Annotated in this window: 21 protein-coding genes; 7 read left to right on the forward strand and 14 right to left on the reverse strand. The window is 66.9% G+C overall.

Annotation, left to right across the window (positions count from 1 at the left end):
* Positions 1–925 precede the first annotated feature (925 nt).
* The 8 genes from ACFKCF_RS22710 to ACFKCF_RS22745 form a co-directional block, all read right to left on the reverse strand.
* Positions 926–2,290 (reverse strand): tyrosine-type recombinase/integrase, encoded by a 1,365-nt coding sequence (locus ACFKCF_RS22710; protein ID WP_394496394.1) that lies wholly within the window; start codon positions 2,288–2,290, stop codon positions 926–928.
* Positions 2,287–2,478 (reverse strand): helix-turn-helix transcriptional regulator, encoded by a 192-nt coding sequence (locus ACFKCF_RS22715; RefSeq protein ID WP_394496396.1) that lies wholly within the window; start codon positions 2,476–2,478, stop codon positions 2,287–2,289. Before ACFKCF_RS22715 ends, ACFKCF_RS22710 begins: the two co-directional genes overlap by 4 nt.
* A complete protein-coding gene (locus ACFKCF_RS22720; protein WP_394496397.1) occupies positions 2,475–3,857 on the reverse strand; it encodes a replication initiator in 1,383 nt (460 codons plus the stop codon). Before ACFKCF_RS22720 ends, ACFKCF_RS22715 begins: the two co-directional genes overlap by 4 nt.
* A gap of 216 nt (positions 3,858–4,073) precedes the next feature.
* Positions 4,074–4,235, reverse strand: coding sequence for a hypothetical protein (locus ACFKCF_RS22725; RefSeq protein WP_364124340.1), 162 nt, complete (start codon positions 4,233–4,235; stop codon positions 4,074–4,076).
* An 18-nt stretch (positions 4,236–4,253) separates the two neighbouring features.
* The gene (locus tag ACFKCF_RS22730) at positions 4,254–4,595 is read right to left on the reverse strand and encodes a hypothetical protein (RefSeq protein WP_394496399.1); all 342 of its coding nucleotides are present in this window, start codon (positions 4,593–4,595) and stop codon (positions 4,254–4,256) included.
* A 19-nt stretch (positions 4,596–4,614) separates the two neighbouring features.
* On the reverse strand, positions 4,615–5,277 hold the full coding sequence (locus ACFKCF_RS22735; protein ID WP_394496400.1) for a DUF2637 domain-containing protein: 663 nt from the start codon (positions 5,275–5,277) through the stop codon (positions 4,615–4,617).
* 12 nt (positions 5,278–5,289) lie between these two features.
* On the reverse strand, positions 5,290–6,609 hold the full coding sequence (locus ACFKCF_RS22740) for an FtsK/SpoIIIE domain-containing protein (protein WP_394496401.1): 1,320 nt from the start codon (positions 6,607–6,609) through the stop codon (positions 5,290–5,292).
* Positions 6,602–6,931, reverse strand: coding sequence for a hypothetical protein (locus ACFKCF_RS22745; protein ID WP_394496402.1), 330 nt, complete (start codon positions 6,929–6,931; stop codon positions 6,602–6,604). The genes ACFKCF_RS22740 and ACFKCF_RS22745 overlap by 8 nt, the downstream gene beginning before the upstream one ends.
* A gap of 101 nt (positions 6,932–7,032) precedes the next feature.
* Here ACFKCF_RS22745 and ACFKCF_RS22750 point away from each other — a divergent pair, with 101 nt between their 5' ends.
* Entirely contained in the window at positions 7,033–7,404 is a 372-nt protein-coding gene (locus tag ACFKCF_RS22750; protein WP_394496404.1) for a GntR family transcriptional regulator, read from the forward strand.
* A gap of 147 nt (positions 7,405–7,551) precedes the next feature.
* Here the strand turns inward: ACFKCF_RS22750 and ACFKCF_RS22755 are convergent, their stop codons facing one another.
* Complete coding sequence (locus tag ACFKCF_RS22755; RefSeq protein WP_394496406.1) at positions 7,552–7,758, reverse strand: hypothetical protein; 207 nt, start codon at positions 7,756–7,758, stop codon at positions 7,552–7,554.
* A 151-nt stretch (positions 7,759–7,909) separates the two neighbouring features.
* Here ACFKCF_RS22755 and ACFKCF_RS22760 point away from each other — a divergent pair, with 151 nt between their 5' ends.
* The 3 genes from ACFKCF_RS22760 to ACFKCF_RS22770 are packed head-to-tail and all read left to right on the forward strand — an operon-like array spanning position 7,910 to position 9,845.
* Complete coding sequence (locus ACFKCF_RS22760; RefSeq protein ID WP_394496407.1) at positions 7,910–8,650, forward strand: DUF5919 domain-containing protein; 741 nt, start codon at positions 7,910–7,912, stop codon at positions 8,648–8,650.
* Between the two features lie 3 nt (positions 8,651–8,653).
* Positions 8,654–9,130, forward strand: coding sequence for an NUDIX hydrolase (locus tag ACFKCF_RS22765; RefSeq protein ID WP_394496408.1), 477 nt, complete (start codon positions 8,654–8,656; stop codon positions 9,128–9,130).
* Positions 9,131–9,161: 31 nt separating this feature from the next.
* Positions 9,162–9,845 (forward strand): class I SAM-dependent DNA methyltransferase, encoded by a 684-nt coding sequence (locus tag ACFKCF_RS22770; RefSeq protein ID WP_394496409.1) that lies wholly within the window; start codon positions 9,162–9,164, stop codon positions 9,843–9,845.
* On the opposite strand, the gene ACFKCF_RS22775 is transcribed toward ACFKCF_RS22770, so the two are convergent.
* The 3 genes from ACFKCF_RS22775 to ACFKCF_RS22785 all read right to left on the reverse strand — a co-directional run bounded on the left by ACFKCF_RS22775 (position 9,805) and on the right by ACFKCF_RS22785 (position 11,246).
* A complete protein-coding gene (locus tag ACFKCF_RS22775; RefSeq protein WP_394496411.1) occupies positions 9,805–10,359 on the reverse strand; it encodes an HD domain-containing protein in 555 nt (184 codons plus the stop codon). The genes ACFKCF_RS22770 and ACFKCF_RS22775 overlap by 41 nt on opposite strands.
* A gap of 67 nt (positions 10,360–10,426) precedes the next feature.
* A complete protein-coding gene (locus tag ACFKCF_RS22780) occupies positions 10,427–10,888 on the reverse strand; it encodes a GntR family transcriptional regulator (protein ID WP_394496413.1) in 462 nt (153 codons plus the stop codon).
* Between the two features lie 4 nt (positions 10,889–10,892).
* On the reverse strand, positions 10,893–11,246 hold the full coding sequence (locus ACFKCF_RS22785) for a hypothetical protein (RefSeq protein WP_394496414.1): 354 nt from the start codon (positions 11,244–11,246) through the stop codon (positions 10,893–10,895).
* A 157-nt stretch (positions 11,247–11,403) separates the two neighbouring features.
* On the opposite strand from ACFKCF_RS22785, the gene ACFKCF_RS22790 reads away from it, so the two are divergent.
* The 3 genes from ACFKCF_RS22790 to ACFKCF_RS22800 all read left to right on the forward strand — a co-directional run bounded on the left by ACFKCF_RS22790 (position 11,404) and on the right by ACFKCF_RS22800 (position 15,526).
* Positions 11,404–12,144: an XRE family transcriptional regulator gene (locus ACFKCF_RS22790; RefSeq protein ID WP_394496415.1), complete on the forward strand. Its 741-nt coding sequence runs from the start codon at positions 11,404–11,406 to the stop codon at positions 12,142–12,144.
* A gap of 287 nt (positions 12,145–12,431) precedes the next feature.
* Positions 12,432–14,051 (forward strand): hypothetical protein, encoded by a 1,620-nt coding sequence (locus ACFKCF_RS22795; RefSeq protein WP_394496417.1) that lies wholly within the window; start codon positions 12,432–12,434, stop codon positions 14,049–14,051.
* Positions 14,052–14,491: 440 nt separating this feature from the next.
* Positions 14,492–15,526 carry a hypothetical protein gene (locus tag ACFKCF_RS22800; RefSeq protein WP_394496418.1) on the forward strand — a complete coding sequence of 345 codons (1,035 nt, stop codon included), beginning with the start codon at positions 14,492–14,494 and terminating at the stop codon, positions 15,524–15,526.
* Between the two features lie 438 nt (positions 15,527–15,964).
* Here ACFKCF_RS22800 and ACFKCF_RS22805 read toward each other — a convergent pair whose 3' ends face one another.
* Together ACFKCF_RS22805 and ACFKCF_RS22810 are read right to left on the reverse strand one after the other, a co-directional pair.
* Positions 15,965–16,261 (reverse strand): hypothetical protein, encoded by a 297-nt coding sequence (locus ACFKCF_RS22805; RefSeq protein WP_394496420.1) that lies wholly within the window; start codon positions 16,259–16,261, stop codon positions 15,965–15,967.
* 253 nt (positions 16,262–16,514) lie between these two features.
* A complete protein-coding gene (locus ACFKCF_RS22810) occupies positions 16,515–17,225 on the reverse strand; it encodes a hypothetical protein (RefSeq protein WP_394496422.1) in 711 nt (236 codons plus the stop codon).
* Between the last annotated feature and the right edge of the window lie 73 nt (positions 17,226–17,298).

The following is a 17,298-nucleotide window of genomic DNA, read 5'->3' on the forward strand; positions in this document are numbered from 1 at the left end:
TGCTGGGCCGGAGCCCAGGCATGGCCTGACCGTCCTGGAGTGCAAGCGCTCAGCACTGCGTCCATCCGGGCCCGTAGCTCCCCTTCTCCTGGACCTCCGTTGCTTGCCGCTGACGCGCTATCCGTAAATCAGGTGACATGCGCGATTGCGGACGCGGGACTCAGGGCGGGAAGGTGGGAACAATTCGTCACACTTTGCGGCGATCAGCGGGACTGCTTGCTTCTTGCTGCTGTCTTCCCGGTCGATACGCCTGGGATCTTCCCCACGATCAACACGAATCGTGGTCTTCCTGCGAGGGGGCGCCGGGACGTTCTCAGGGCGCTTACGCCGGGCAGTGGAGGGCGCTGATCGTTGACGGTTCCCCGACGGTGTCGCCGTGTCCTCCGACACCTTGGGACCTGAGCTGGGCGTAGCCGAGGGCGGCGGCGTACGAGGCGCGGAAGACGACACAGGCGAGGTGAGCACGATCGACCGCCCCGCACCGCTCAGACGAGGCGTCGGCATGGAGGCGGGATCCGTTGGAGGTGAGGCGCTGTCAGCGCCCCATGTACTCGACCAGATGCCGAATCCTGCGCACGCCAGGAGGCCTGCGATAAGCGCCGGCCGGGTCAGGCGATCCCGGTTTCGCATGGTCGATGTCTTTGGCGGAGCTGGGGTTGCGTACGTTCTCCAAGGAAGGGAGTCGGACGCGGTGTGGCGCCGAGGCGTGAGCGGCATGCCGTACGGTGGTCGCCGCAGCGGGCGGAGCTCTTCTGGTGACGGGGCGGAGTGGTCGTGGTCTTCGTGCATGGTCCTCCTCTCTCGCTGCGCGTGCATGCCAGGGTGGCGCAGCGTGGCGGCGTTTGGCGGGAACGAGGCGGCGTGGCGAGCCGCGCGAAGTAAATTGGCCCCGGTCGGGCCGGGGCCGAAGGTGGATAAGCGTGACCTATGCGTCCAAGGCGTTATTGATCTTTCCGTTGATGTGATCTTGCTGGCCATCAATGCACTTGGCGTACACCCGCAGCAGGACGTCAACGCTGTGACCTGCACGTTTGGCGACCTCGGGGGCCGGGACGCCCGCGTTCAGCCAGAGCGAAACCGCAGCGTGGCGCAGGTCGTACGGGCGAGCGGCCAGAGACGAGGCCACCTGTTCCGGGGCGAACGCGAGTTTGCGGGCTTCCTGCCAGACGTAGGAGTAGGCCGAGCTGGAGTAGGAGCCGCCGGTGCCGGTGCGGAAGATCCTGCCGTCCTTGGCGGTGCCGTACTCGGCGATGTGCTCGCGGAGCATTGCGACCAGGACGGGCGGGATAGGGATCTCTCGTGTCTCTTTGTCCGCGCGGTGCTTTAGGCTGCGCGACTCGTGGGTCTGGCCGGAGTTGGTCCAGCGCTTCGTTCCCTGGGGTCGTGCTTTCTCCAGGACGATCAGGCCCCAGCCTGTCTCGGGCAGCGTGCAGTTCCTCAGCCGTAGGTCGGCTGCCTCCTCCGGTCGGAGGGCAGCGTAGTAGATGCAGGCGAACAGCGCCTTGAGCCGGACGCCGCGCTTGCGGCCCACCTGGGGGATGGCGTCGAGGAGTTGCCGTGCTTGGGTCGGGTTGACGACGGTGCGGGGATCGATGACCGTGACGGCCTTGGGTGCCGTCCATTTGATCTCGTCCAGTGGGTTACTGCTGAACACCTTCTGCTCGACCGCGTGCTCCAGCAGGTGATGCAGGATGGCACGCTTGCGCCGTACCGTGTTCGCTCCCGCTGGAGCACCGGCGAAGGTGACCGAGATGGCGTCGAGAGCCGTACGGAGGATGTGCGCCTCCCCCAGCGCCGCCAGCGGCAGAGACGCTCTCTCCAGCCAGCTCAACGCCGCAGCTTGAGCCGTCGTCAGCTCGGCCCGCCTGCTCTCCGGCAGGAGAACGTGAAGCTTGAGCACCTCGCGGAGTTCCTCAGCCGACGGACGGCGCGGCGCATCGGCCGCCAGAGCAGGGATCAAGGTCAAGAGCGCGTACGCGTCCGTCTCGCGGGTCCGGGCCGCCGAGGTGTTCCAGCGCCGAAGCACGTACGCCTGGGCGAACTCCAGGAACGACGGCCCGGAAGCCGTGGGCGCGAGCATCGATACCGGCAGACCGGTGGCGACGTCGAATTCCTCCCCTGCCTTGGCCGCCTGCCGGAGATCCGACATAAATGCGTTGGCCAGCCCTTTGGTTCGGAAGCTCTTTGACTTCTGCACGCTGGCGACTCGCCAGCGGGCGATGTAGGCGGGCGTGCCGCGGTGGGTGCGCAGCTGGATCTGGCCGAGCTTCACGTCGTAGGTGGTCTTCACTTCGCCTCCCGCCGCGAGTCGAGCCAGGTCATGAGATCGCTCCGCCAGACGCGGAGTTCGAGGTTGGGCAGTTGGATGCAGACCGGCGCACGGCCGAGCTCGCGCCAGCGGTAGAAGGTGCGACGGGAGACCCCGCCCAACTCGGTAAGGACCTGCGCGACGGTCAGCAGTTCGTCACAGCGGCTCATCGGGCATCACCCGCCATGTCCGGGATGTGAGTTCCCGTGATTGCTGCGGCGAGGATTTGATCTCCGAGGCTGTAGCCCTTGCCTGCGTAGGTCCATTCGCTGATGACCAGGACGGTGTCTTCCTCGAAGAGGGGCAGGCAGCCCGTGGTGATCTCGTGGTCGCGGGCGTGCTGCTCGCGGGCGGCGCGGAGTTCGCCAAGAGTGGTGGAGTAGCGGCGGGACCGGGTGGAGAAGTGCCCGCGGAACCCGAGCATGTGGGCCCAGTTGGCAAGGCGGAGTTCGGACAGGTCCTCGATGGCGGCGAGGCGCAGGCATTCGGTGATCAGGCGTTTTGGGTGTTCGCGGAGGTTGAGGGCGTCGAGGTTGTCGAGGGGGTTGATGCGGCGGTCAAGGGTGCCGACGCATTCGGCTGCCTTTGTTGCGTATTTCGCGATGTAGCCGGCGACGGCTTGTTCGGTGAGGTCGCCGTTCAGCGTGATCGGGCGGATGTCGAGCTGTTGGCCCCACTTGAGAAGGCGGGCGGGTTGGTCGTCGATGGCGGGCACGAGGGCGCTGACGACCTGGGCGGCGTGTCGTACGGCTTGCGTCAGGGCATCGGTGGTGGCCCAGGGCGGTGGCGGCGCGGCAGGACCGCCGGGGCCGTCGAGGCGGATGACGGCGTGGAAGTGGACAACGCCGCGGCGCTGGTATTCGGCGACCTTGGCGAAGGAGACCGTCAGGTGTTCGCGGAGGTCCTTAAGGGTCAGGCCGCCGAGCTTGGCCATGCGGCGGCGCAGGGAGTCGGCGAAGCGCTTCCACAGCAGTGGTGCCAGGGCGTTGAACAGGACCGAGCCGGTGTAGTCGTAGCAGTCCGGGCACAGCGGCTCACCAAGGTGGGGATCGTCGGGGCTGTGCTTGGCCGTGCAGGACATGACGCGGCCGTGTGGGCAGGTTTCGGCGTTGCGGCGGGTGTGGCAGGGCAGGACCTTGCCGTTTTGCTCACGTCGACTGTGGACCGTTCCAAAACTGGGCGCGGTGAGGGTGACGAACAGCGTGGGATGGCCGGTGACGCTCTCGGGCACGCCCTTGCCGCCGATCAGGCCCGCGCGGATGAGGTGGTAGGTGTCGGCGCGGTAGATCTCGGCGCAGGCCGGGCAGCGGGAGGCGCGGCGCGTCTTGCAGGGCAGGCGGAGGATGCCGTCGGGTTCGTGGCGGGTGGTATAGCGGTGCAGGAGTTGGCCGGTGGCACGGTCGTAGTGGTCGACCTTGCCGCGTAGGTGGATGGGCTGGCGGCAGCCGCCGGTAGCGCGGATCTGGGCGGCCCACCGGTCGTAGTCTGGGGCGTTCAGTCGGGCGATCACGCCCGCAAGGGCGTGCGGGTTGGTGGTGCATGCAGGCAAGATGGAAGCCTCCTTTCGCTCGTTCGGGTGAGGGGATGGCCCCCGACCTGGCAGTCGTCTTGGCGGATGTGCGGCCAGGCCGGGGGCGCTGCGCGCTAGGCGCCGTGGTTGTCGATGCCGGTGCCGTCGCAGTCGCGGCAGCGGTTGCGGTCGTTGTCGAGGCCGGTTCCGGTGCAGGTGCAGCAGCGGTAGTGGATGACTTCGATCAAGGGCTGTTCACCTCCTCGGGCGTGGTGTGGTGGTGAGGTAGATGCGCCAGTGGGAGGGTTTGGCGCGGTCGGGGTAGAGGCGTGAGACGTCGGTGACGGTGAAGTTCAGGCGTAGGCGGAACAGGGCGTCGATGACTTCGGCGCGGGTGCCGTCGAGGCGGATGCGCATGGTCGTTTCTCCTGCTGATCAGGTGGTGGGTTTCGGGTCGGGCTGGATGCAGCCGGAGTAGCTTCGTTCGGCGGCGTGGAGGGCACGGGCGGCGGTCAGGACGGCCACGGCCCGGTACTCCACCGGCCCGAAGCAGACCGTGGTGGCGTAGTGGCCGTACGGGGAGTCCTGGAAGTCGATGCGGGAGCCGACGTGCGAGGCGATCTGGTCGATCTCGGCGCGCATGTCGGCGTCGCTGTCGTACTCGGGGAAGTGGTGGACGACGACGTGAGAGGAGACGGGCACCTCGGGGTGTGCCTCCAGGAAGGCGGCCAGGTCGAGCAAGCCTTTGATGAGGTCAGTGCGGCGGTTGCGGGTCATGGGTGATCTCCCTTCTGTGTTAGGCGGTGCGCAGGGTGCGGAGCAGGTCCGAGGCGAGTTGGTTGGACACGCCCAGGTGGGCGCGCAGGGCGTCGCGGGTGATGGGTTTGCCGTGCTTGGCCTGGTGTTCGTCGGCGACACGGCGGGCGTAGTCGACGAGTGCCGGTGCGGGACGGTCCTCCTGTTCGTCCTGGCGGTCGTCCTCGTCCAGCTCGTCGGTGGGGACGAGTTCCGGGACGGCGGACGGGGTCAGGACGGGCGAGGACGAGGCTTCCGGGATCTCCGTTGTTTCGGGACGGGCGTGAGATGCGCGACGTTCGAGCATCGAGACGGCGAGCAGGAAGGCGCCCGCCGGGGTGGCGGCGGTGATCCAGCCCCATACGGTCGGGGCGGCTTGGGCGAGGTTGGCGGCCAGCGACAGGACGATGCCGCCGACCAGGACCAGGACGGGCCACGAGACCAGGCCGCGCGGCACCCGGGCTGTCTTCTTGTCGCGTTGGCGTTCGCGGGCGGCCATGACACAGGTCAGGTCGATGCAGACGGCGATGGCCCAGGACATCCAGCCGGTCTGGCCGTGCTCGGCGGCGGTGTCGCGGATGTGGGTGAACGATCCGGCACCGGCGATGATGGCCAGGACGAGAACCGGGCCGGTGTCCAGCAGCCAGCAGGCCAAGCGTCGCATCGTCCTCTCCCTTCAGGCGTTGATGGACTCGGGTAGGTGGCTGGTGATCTCGTCCCAGGCCGGGGCGAGGTCGGCGTAGGTACGGGCGGCGTGTTCGGCTGCCTGCTCGGTGACGTAGAAAGAGCGGGCGCGGTACCACTGGCCGTCCTGGCCGGCGACGATGGCGACGCCGGGTGTCTCGGCAGGGATGGCGCGGGCGGAGACCAGGGCGGCCGGGTCGAGGTCTCCGAGGGTCATGGTGGCGGTCTCCGGGTCGTTGACCCGGTGGCAGATCCGGCCCGAGCACTGAGCCCGGAGGGCGGTGACGCCGGGGCCGAGATCGGAACCGATGCGTTGGCCGCAGCAGAACAGGTAGATGCCGAACGCCCGCCCGAGCTGCGCGACCCGTAGCAGCGCGGTCGAGGTCTTGGCGATCTCGTCCTTCTCGCTCTTGTCGGCCATCAGGTACAGCTCGGCCAGCTCATCGACCAGGACGACGATCGGGGTAGGGCGGATGCCGGGCGGGAGCTGCCAGATGTTGCGGGCACCTGCCTGGCGGCACAGGCCCATCCGATCGACCATCAGGCCGACGAGGTCATCCAGCAGCGTGACCGTCTCGGCGCGCGAGGTGGCCAGCGCGGACAGGCGCGGGCCATAGGGCGTGAACTCGACCCCGCCCTTGAGGTCGAAGCCGACCAAGGCGACGGGTTGTGGAGACAGCCCGACGATCAGGGCGTTGGCGAGGTTCGACTTGCCGGACTGGGTCGCGCCAGCGTTTAGCCAGTGCGGCACGGTCCGGAAGTCGATGGTCCACGGCTTGCCGTTCTCCAGCCGTCCCACGGTGACCTTGAGCAGGTCCGTCGAGGCGGGCAGGTGATCGACCTTGACCAGCGGGTCGCGCATGGTGGCCATCAGCACCACTCGCCCGGGCCGGGGTGAGGAGGCGCGGATGGCGTGCACGCCCCAGGAGTGCGCCAGGCGTTCGGCGGCGTCAGCGTAGTCGCCTGGTGTCTGGCCTTCCAGCGTGTGCAGGGTGACGCGCCAGCCGTGCCGGGTCGGCAACGGCAGCCACATGAACGGCTTGGTGTCCACCGCGATGCGCTGAAAGCGGCGCTTGACCCGTACGACGCCGGTGGAGGCGACCATGCCCGGCACAGTGGTGAACCAGAAGCGTTGCCGCTTCTTTGTCAGCCCGCAGCCGAGGGCGACCCGTCGCCAGGACGCGAGTACGGACAGGGCGATGATCGGGTAACCGACCACCAGCCAGAACGATTGATGGTGCCAGCGGCGCCAGGCCCACAGCCCGACCGCGACAGCGGCCAGGACTGTGAGCAGGACGAGCGCGTCACGCATCGGCGCTCTCCCGCACGGGGAGGAGGGCCGAGGCACGGTAGCTGATGCCCCACCGGCCGGCGATCTCCCAGACGTAGCCGAGCAGGCCGACCGGGTTGACCTGATCGCCGACGTTGATGGGCGGTTCTCCGGTGGTGGCGATCTTGACGAGTTCGATCCGGCCGAACTCGTCCTCTACCGAGACGGTGACCTCGAAGACGGTGTTGCCGTTCTTATCGGTCTTGATCTCGCCGGTGTCGCGGTTGAGCACCCGCGGACGCGGGGCCTTGACGCAGGTGATGGCGAGCTTGCTGACATCCACAGGGATGGGGACGGAACGCATGCTGTGACCTCCTTATTCGTCCTAGCCAACATAGTTAACCTAGTTGGCTCAGTTGTCAACGTCCTCTCGGTTGGCTTGGTTGAGGTTTCGTGGTGTGATGGATGGCGATGGTCGAGAAAACCGGGCGGCCCGGCTACCTCCAGATCGCCGACGATCTCCGAGCGCAGATCCGAGGCGGTTCTCTCGCGCCCGGCACTCCTCTGCCGTCCACCGCCCAACTCGCCGAGCAGTACGACGCTTCGCTGTCGGTGGTGAAGATGGCCGTCGGCATCCTGCGGAACGAGGGCCTGGTGATCGGCCAGCAGGGCAAGGGAGTGTTCGTCCGCGACACCGACGCCGCACCTGCCGGCGACTTGGCGAGCGAGGTGACCGAACTGCGCTCCGCCGTTCGCGACCTTTCGGAACGGCTTTCACGCGTCGAGGAGCAGTTGGCTACGTCCACGACACGCCGCCCCGGGCGTAGCAGCCGGTAACCTTCCGCGCTAGCGACGCCGATGCTCCATTCGGACGCCGACGCAGATTCAGGGCCTTGTCCTCACGGCGGATGCCGATCAGGACCATGGTGTAGCCCGCCAGCAGAGTGACGCCGAGGACTCCGGCGATGATCAGTGGGATCGTGGTCATGACCAGATCACCCCCGCCGCGGCCAGGCCGCGAGGAGCGCGCGGGGGACGGCCGGTCTCACCGCGCCGCTTGCCGCTCTTGCGCTTGGCCGTCTGCTTCCTGAGCCAGCGATCCCGGGCCCGGCACTTGCGGCAGAGTTCCCGTCCTTCGTTGAGCAGTGCCCCACACGCGCAGGTGGGCTCGGGGTAGATGTCGTGATTCATGGTGATCACCTCTCCTTTCGGTCGTTCCGGTGTTGCCTTGCGACACCAAGATTGCGACGGAGAGTTAGGGCGAGATCACTACACGACGGGACATGTTCAAGACGTCCGGCCTACGATGTCCAGGTCCCCGGACGTCCCCGGAGCAGGTGATATGGCGAACGAACGGCTACGCGCCGCCCTCCTACAAAAGGGCGTGAGCATCACCGACCTGGCCAATGCGATCCAGGTTGACCCCAAGACGGTCGAACGGTGGATCACCAAGGGCCGGGAGCCGTACCGAAAGCACCGCTTTGCGGTGGCTTCTTACCTCGGCACCGAGGAGACCTACCTCTGGCCAGAGGCGCTGACCCGCGAACAAGTTGCCTCAGCGTCAGAGTCCGAGATCGTCACCGTCTACCCGCACCGCTGGGCCGTCCCGAGGGACGTATGGGGACGCCTGTTCGCGAGCGCGTCCGTGGAGATCGGTGTGCTGGTCTACAGCGGGTTGTTCCTCGCTGATGACACCGGCATGGTCCGCATGTTCGGCGAGAAGGCCGACGCCGGAGTACGGGTGCGCATCCTGCTCGGCGACCCGGACTGCGCCGAGGTGGCCCAGCGCGGCAAGGACGAGGGCATCGACGACGGCATGGCCGCCAAGATCCGCAACGTCCTCGTCCTCTACCGGTCCCTACGCGAACGGGAGAACGTCGAATTCCGGCTGCATGCCACAGTGCTGTACAACTCGATCTACCGCGCCGACGACCAATTCCTCGTCAATACCCACGTCTACGGCGTCCCCGCCGGCAACGCGCCGGTGCTGCACCTGCGCAGGGTCATCGGCGGGGACATGGTCGCCACCTACGCCGAGAGCTTCGAACGCGTCTGGGACGGCGCACGACCAGTAGGGTCCTGAGCCATGGCCAAGCGGATCGACTACTACAACGACCCCGACGCCCCGGCGCCCAACAGCCTGGTCCCGTCCGTGAACGTCATCGTCACCAACGCCGCGGGCGAGATATTGATGATCCGCCGCAGCGACAACGGCAATTGGGCCGTTCCCGGCGGCGCGATTGACCTTGGCGAGTCGATCCCGACGGCAGCCGTACGGGAAACCCAGGAAGAGACCGGCATCCTCTGCGAGATCACCGGCCTGGTCGGCACATACAGCGACCCCAAGCACGTCATCCTCTACACGTCGAACGGCGAGGCCCGCCAAGAGTTCTCTCTGGTCCTCACCGCCCGACCCGTCAGCGGCGAGCCGAGGCCGAGCAGCGAATCTCGCGAAGTCCTCTGGGTCCCCCGTGACCGGGTCGCCGAGCTGCAGATGGACAGGTCGATGCGGATGCGGATCGAGCACTTCCTAGCCGAAACCCACCTCCCGTACATCGGCTGAAAGCGACCCGGGTCGGCTACGTTGATCTTCCATGACCGAAGCCGCGTTCCTCGACACGACCCGTACTGCCTACGATGCGATGGCAGTCCGGTACGCCGAGTTCTTCCGCGATCAACTGGCGGACAAGCCGTTGGATCGGGCGCTCATCGATACGTTCGTCGACCTCGTGAAGGCGTCGGGCGCCGGGCCGATCGCTGATCTCGGCTGCGGCCCAGGACACATCACGGCCTATCTCCACGCGCGAGGGGTCCCGGTGCTGGGTATCGACCTGTCGCCGGGGATGATCGAACAGGCCCGCTCGGAGCATCCCGGCCTCAGGTTCGAGGTCGGCTCGATGTTCGCTTTGGACCTGGCAGACGGCAGTGTCGCCGGCGTATTCAGTCACCACTCGATCATTCACACGCCACCTGAGCAGGTGCACGAGGTATTCGACGAGTTCGCCCGCGTGCTTGCCCCGGGCGGTCATGTGCTGCTTTCCTTCCCAGCGACTGACGAGCCGTTGCAGTTCGCCGAGCCGTACGACCACATCATTTCGCTGGCCTACCGATGGTCCACGGACATGATCTCCGGCATGCTGCGTGAGCGGAGCATCGTCGAAACTGCCCGCCTGGTGTTCCCCGGTGATCAGGATCCAAAGCGCGGTTTCCCGAGGGTATTCCTGCTGGCCGGCAAGGCTAGCCAGACCGTTGCACCAAGGCAGTCGTCACGGCCTTGACGGCGGCGAGGATGCTAGGCGTTGACGCGGTGATCGAGCGGGAAACGAGATGCTCGGGGCCGTAGCGTGAGTGAATCTCCGCCAGGCGCTCGGCGACGTCAAGATGGGTGCCATCCGGGCCCGTGGTCATGTCGCAGTAGGTCAGCGCCTCGATCAACTCCGGACGTTCCTCGTCGAATTCGGACGTGAGCGCGTCGAACAGGTTGCGGTTGAGCGCCTCATTGATCGCGCAGGAGTGGTGCGCGACCAAGCGGCACAGCGTGTCATCAGCCTTGACGACATCGCGCAGATAGCGTGCTCCGTCGAGCGGATGAAACCCGGTGTCCACCAGGTCCGGGGCGTACCCGATGTCATGCAGGTACGCCGCGGCGATCAGGGTGTCGGTCTCCTCACCGAGAATCGGAGTCAACGATGCTGCTCTCTCGGCGACGCCCTGCGTGTGCGCCCACCGCCGTGGTAGGGCCGTGGCGAGGAGATCTTTGGCCAGGTCGCGCGCCCATTCAGCTTGTCCCACACTCCCCACGATAGGCATGCCGGACATGGGCGGATCTAGACGGCCAAGCCGGACGTCTCAAGACGTCCTACCCTGAAGGACGAACAAAGCGGCCCCGTCCGTGCTCGGCCACGACCAGACCGTCATGTTCCAGCACGGCGAGCGCCTGCCGCACCGTATTGCGCGAGGCCTCGTAACGCCGTCGCAGTTCCGCCTCACTCGGCAGCGCACTACCGGATTGCAGCTCCCCGCGTTCGATCCGGGCGCGCAACTCTGCGGCGATCGCCAGATAGCGGTACGGCGCACTCCGCTCGCCAACCGCAGCCACAACCCGCCCCTTGGAAGGAATGGTCGTGATCAGCCCTTCTTCTTCCAGGAGCGCCAGGCCGCGCCGTACAGTGTTGCGAGCTACACCGAACTTCGCGCACAGCTGCGCCTCAGAAGGCAGCGCACCGCCCGGCGGGAACTCCCCAGTGACGATCTGCTCACGAAGGCGATCGGCGACCTGTGTGTAGACCTGCCCGCCGGTCAGCCACCTGTCGGTGGCCACTGGGTCAGCCACGGTAAGCATCGACGATCTTGTTCAGGTCGATGCTGAGTTCGCCCTGCTCGCCCTCGCGCCACCCTTCCCGCGCGGCCTGCTCGATCCGGTCCACCGCGACCGGCATCTTGAGGAACGACACCCGCTCGTCTCCCTGATCTCCCCAGTAGAACCAGCAGAACGGCAGATGCACGAACACCCGCCGCATCCTGCATCGGCTGTCGGTCACATCGAGAGCCGGCCGCCCGTCCTCGGCCACCACCAGCACCGCCGCGACCTCACGCACGGCCAGCCGCTTACCCAGCTCGGTCAACAACCGCTGCGCGTACGCCTTCTGCTGCTCCTTGACGGTCTGACTCATCCGCATGCTCACCCTCCTGACTGCAGATACGTCCGATCTGCTGCTCGCGATCGAGGGTCGCTCCACAGCAGGGGGCCGGAACACCGCAACTCGGGGACGTCTAGGGACGTCTCGTGTTAACGTCCCAGCAAGGACGGCATCCGGAGAGGAGCAGGCGATCCCCATGAACGAGAACCTGCGCCACGCGATGGCCGCCGCCCGCCTTCAGGCAACAGACCTCGCCACCGCACTCGCCGTGGACCCCAAGACGGTGCACCGCTGGCTCAAGGGCCGCATCCCCTACCCACGCCACCGCTGGGCCGTCGCCGACCTCCTCCAGGTCGAGGAAGCCGACCTCTGGCCCGAAGTCACCCCGCGGCACCGCGCTTTCAACGACGAGGTCCAGGCCATCTACCCGCACCGCTGGACCGTCCCACGGGCCACATGGCGACACCTGTTCCAGTCAGCCACACGCGAGATCGGCATCCTCACCTACAGCGGGCTTTTCCTCGCCGAGGACACCGGCATCATCCGCCTCTTGGTCAATCAAGCCCGCGCGGGTGTGAGGGTACGTGTCCTGCTCGGGGATCCCGATGCCCCCGCGGTGGCGACGCGCGGCATCGACGAGGCAATCGGCTCGACTGTCATGGCCGCCCGAGTCAGGAATGCACTGGCCCTGTACCAGCCGCTCGCCGTCATCGAGAACGCCGAGATCCGCCTCCACCAAACGGTGCTCTACAACTCGATCTATCGAGCCGACGCCGAGTTGCTGGTCAACAGCCACGCGTACGGCACACCTGCGGCCCAAGCTCCCGTCATCCACCTTCGCGCTGTCGAACCGGAAGCAGCAGCGGCGACGTACCTGGCCAGCTTCGAACGTGTCTGGGCCAATGCAGGGGGAAGCATGTCCTGCTACGCATATTGACCGCGTACTGCACACATGGCTGCTTAGAGGGTCTCCTTGAACCCGGATTGATCTTCGCTTGGACCTGCGCACGCGCCCCGGTCGCCGCTGTTGCTGGATCACCCGCGAGGTGATCGGATCACTCCAGCGCGGGGGGACCGCGGCGTCGACATTCGCGTACCCACCCCGGACGGCTACGACATCTGCCAGGTCAAGCGGTACAGCCGACCCTTGACGAGGGCTGATGACATCGTCGGTCGACGCAAACATACCGCGGACATACCGCGTATCCCTAGAGTCAGCTGTTCATGAAGGCCGACGGCGACCGGTGGTCGCGCAGGGATGTGCTCCGGCTCGGCGGCGCCGGGGCGATGGCGGCGGTGGGCATGGGGGCGCTGACTCCCGACGAAGCCATGGCGGCCGAGACAGGCGCGGGATGGCACTCCCGCCTGGTCTATCCGGGCTCTGACGGGAGGCTCGCCTACCGGGTCGACAGCGCGGGCAACCGCATACCCGACTTCAGCTGGGCGGGCTACCGCAACGGGGGAGTGGCGCTGCCGAACGTTGACGTGGTGCTGGAGATCGGGCCGGTCAGCGGTGACAACACGACGCACATCCAGCAGGCCCTGGACAAGGTGGCGTCGCGCCCGCTCAACGAGGCGGGCTTTCGCGGGGCGCTGCGGCTCAAGCCGGGGACCTACCGGGTGTCGGGGACGCTGTATCTGAGGCACAGCGGTGTTGTGCTGCGCGGCTCAGGGAAATGGGGCGATCCTGCCGTGGACACCGTGATCATCGGGACCGGCTCCGGTTCTGTGGAGACCGTCATCAAGGTGGGCGGGGGCGTCGCCAACTGGAACGGTCAGAAGCCGGGCACCAGGACCGACATCGTGACGGGTCTGGTGCGGGTCGGCAGCCGCAGCTTTCAGGTGGCCGACGCGTCCAACCTCAGGGTGGGCGACAATTTGATCATTACCCATCCGCACACCGCGGCGTGGGGTGCGGCCATCGATGGCGGCGGTACCCTCAAGGGCGGCCAGGGCGAACCGTGGCCCGTGGGCTCGCGGCCGATCATCTACAACCGTTACATCCAGGCGATCGAAGGCAACGTGATCAGGGTCTGCGCGCCGGTGTTCAACCACCTCGACCGTGCGTTGAGCCAGTCGTACGCGCACGTGTGGACCCAGACGGGCCTGATCAGAAACGTGGGTGTGGAGAACCTTCGCGTCACCATGGGGTCGCCGCCCGCGGAGGACGAGAACCACCAGATGTCCTGCGTGATCCTCGACGGCGTAGAGGACGCCTGGGTCAAGGACTGCCAGCTGCTGCAGTTCAGTTACTCCGGGGTGTTGTGCAGGCGGGCCACACGCGTCACCGTCCAGTCGGTACGGGCAAGTCACCCGCGATCGAAACTGGTGGGAGAGCGCAGGTACAACTTCCAGGCCGCGCTGCTGTCCCAGCAGGTGCTCTTCCGTGATCTGTGGTCGGAGCAGGCACGCCACGCGTTCGTGTCCAACGGCGCCACCACGACCTCCGGATGCGTGTGGGCGGACGGCTACAACAAGAACGGGTACACAGAAAGCGGCGGCCACCAACGCTGGACCCACGGGCTGCTGTTCGACAACATCAAGGAGATCGACACCCTCAGTGACAAGGCGTGGGTGCTGAACCTGCACAACAGGGGCCACATCTCCAACCACGGTTGGTCGTCGGCGCACAGCGTCCTGTGGAACTGCACGGTCGACAGCGGCCGACGCGCCTGCGTCCAGCGTCCCCCCACCGCCCAGAACTACGCCATCGGCACCAAGGGCGGTGCTTCCGGCGTGAACTGGTGGTCCAACATCCCCGCCGGCCACATCGAGGGAACCAACAGCACGGGTCTACAGCCCGCCAGCCTGTACGCCGCCCAACTAGCGGACCGCCTCGGTTAGTGCCTCAGCGCCAACGGTGTAGTGGTGAATTCGCCGCAGAAGGACGAGTTCTTCGTGAGCACCGCCGTGTGCGGCCCGATCCCGGCGCCACGAGGTCCTGGTCGAGGTCCTCCTCGAATTCACCTACCGAGGTACGACCACCGGCGGCGGCATCATCGGTAGCCCGGCTGCCTGGCCCCAGCCTTCGAGTCCTCCGTCGCGCAGTCAGCCGTCGTGCGGCTGGCCAAGACCTTCGTCTCCGACCTCAAGTAGCTGTGATGCGAACTCCCCTTATCCTCCTGCTCGCGACCACACTGGCCGCCTGCACCGTCACTCCCCCGGCGGCGGCCCCCACCCCCACCGCGGCGACCGTCAGCCCGACCCCCGCTCCCGTCGTCCCGGACCGGCTACGCCCCATCACCGGGGGCCAGGTCTGCGCGGCCGTCCCCAAGGCACTCCGGGTGTCCCTGGTCTCCGGCGACACGCTCAGCAACGACATAGCCTGGAGTAACAATGTCGCGACCGCCACCCATGCCTGGGGGAATTGCGACTGGTACTCTGGCGCCTCTCGCTCGCTGAGCGTAACCGTCCAGGCCTACGGCACTGCCACCCAGACCGCGACCGACCACGCCAAGCAGGAGTTCGACAAGAGCAAGGCGGACGCCGCGAAACTGGCCGAGAAGCCGGACGGCCTCGGCTGGACATACACCCCTCCCGTGGCAGCGGATCACGGCGACGCCGCGTACAGCCTGGCGGGGAGTCGGACCGGCCGGTCCGACTCTCGCTACGTCCATATGCACATCCGGCAGGGGCCCTGGCTGATCTCGATCAGATCCTGGGGCGAAGAGCGCAACGACAAATTACCCTCCGAAGCCAAGCTTCGCCGCGGCGCGGACCAGGTCGCCGAGGTCTTCACCGCGGAAATGGCCAAGGATCCCAGCACCGTTGTCCCCAGTGACAGCGGCTTGTGCGGGGCCATCTCCGCCGCCGACGTCACCTCGGCCTTCTTCCCCTCCGTCGCGGAAGTGGGTAGCAGCGGCGACGCTGACGACACCACCTGCACCTGGCAAATCCGCGACCGGGTCGGGCAGACAGACGGGGTCGTGCAGATAGGCGGCTACTGCGGCCTCGGAGTCATCCAACGTGGGGACATCACCCCTCGCTGCGGAGATCTGCGCATCTACGTCGACAACCTCGGAGACCGCGACTACCGGAATCGTAAGACCCTGTTCGACAACGAGGCCGAAGCCTACGCCAAGAGCGCGCCCGTCAAGCACCTCACTGGTCTCGGGGACCGAGCGTTCGCCGTCGCCGACCGAGTCCACGTCCTGGCTGGCGAGTACCTCATCCAGCTCACCTACGACGGCACGAACACCGGCGGCGGCATCCGCGACGCCCCCGGCTATAAGGAGCCGGACCTCGACGAAGCCGCCCTCCGTAAGTCCCTCATCCGGATTGCCACGATCTTCGTGTCCGGCTTGTCCGCCCACGGATGAGGTATCCGATGCCACGCCCACAGCTCTTGGCCCCACTCGCCGAGCGAACCCATCGCGGTGTTGAACGTGTGGCCGAAGTCGGTGAGCAAGTGCTCCATCGCCCATGCTGCAGATCAGCGACAATGCGGGTGGCTTCCAGTGGGCTCGGGCCGGCATGGCTCGGGGCAACAAACATCCTTCTCGAGGCCCTCGCCAAGCTGGCTCCGATCGTTGACCCGCAGTCCCGTCGGCCGACCAGCCGTATGTGCACATCGGTCACGCCGCTGATTTGTCGCACCTTTCTGCGACACTCCCAGGATGCTGAACGTGGAACTGTTGCGGCCGCTACTGTGAGCCGCCTGGGGGCCTGACACCTGCGATCCAGTAAGCCGTGAACAGTGGCGGCCTGACAACCCGGCAAGGGGCCAGTGCGGAACGACGGCACTAGTAGTGCAGGACTTACTCGGAGGTGACCTGATCCTTGGCGAGGTCCATGTCGGTGGGGCCAAGGTCTGGAACCACTATTGGAATCGGCTGCCTGACGGCACCGAGGTGGACTTCACGTCCGATCAATTTCAACCCGGCGAGGTCGTTGCCGGTGGTCGCGTACAGCAGCGGCCACCGGATGCGCCCCGCAGGTGTCGCGAGCAGTACGAGCTGCTGCGGCAGCGGGTGCTCACAGCCCTGGCCTCGCCGCGACTCGACTGAGGAGGCCTGCCAGTGGCGTCCATGGATCGCGATCTTGTAACGCGCCACTCACAGAGGCGGCCACTCGTCAACGATCTGGTTTGTCGCGAACCCCAAAAACCTAGCTCGTGCCTCCGCGACCAGCCGCCAATGCGCACGCCAAGTCGCCAACCCGCACACCAAGACCCCGTCAGCCTCACGCTGCCGGGGTGTGCTCACACCACCACGTCCTCACGGTGAATGACGTGCTCGTCCTCATCTTGAGTGTCGGAGATTCTCCGAGGCATGGCCCGCCCCGGTGGCTAGGAGGAGCGTGCCATGGTCAGTGGAGGGCGCCCACTCGGGTGGCGATGATCTTCCCGTTCTCCACGTCGACATCGTTGAAGATCTCGTTGGCGCCCTTAGTGCAGGTCAGCGTGATCGTAGTCGGCTGGGCGTAAGTCGCTGCGGTCATCAGGGGCACGGTCGTACTCTCGAACGAGTCGTCGGTGAACCCCCACCCCGAGCTGTCCGCGCCCCGCGCGCCGTTCTCCAGGAGCTCGCACCAGCCGACGCTCTCGGTGTCGTCGGACAGCAGCACGCTCGCCTTGGCCTGGATCACGTACGTCCCGGCCGGCACGTTCAGCGACACGATCGGCACCAGGCTGCCGTTCACGTTGATCCGATTGAGCTGCTCGGCAGCGTAGGCGTCAGAGAACCCGGGATCCCCCTTGGGCCCAGTCGCCCCCTGCGCTCCCTGCGCTCCCTGCGCTCCCTGCGGCCCGATCGGCCCATGCGGCCCCATGTCGCCCTGCGGCCCTTGAATTCCCTGTGGGCCCTGCGGCCCCTGGGGGCCGATCTGGTTCCACTGCACGGGCAGCTCGCCCAGCCGGCACGACGAGCCCTCCTCGACCACCCGTAGCAGCCCGGTGAGCCGGAGGTAGCAGCCATGAATCAGCCCATCCGTGCTCGGTATGGCGGCCGCGCCGGCCACCCCCGCCATGCTGAACGTTACGACGGCCGCCGCCGCGGCCAATGTCATCGGCTTTCGCATGCGCCCATGCTCAACCGGCCCCGCACCCGGACACATGAGTATGCCCCTACTCAAACGCCGCCGCCGCGGGCCG

Source organism: Nonomuraea sp. JJY05 (assembly GCF_043496855.1).
Classification (GTDB): Bacteria; Actinomycetota; Actinomycetes; order Streptosporangiales; family Streptosporangiaceae; genus Nonomuraea.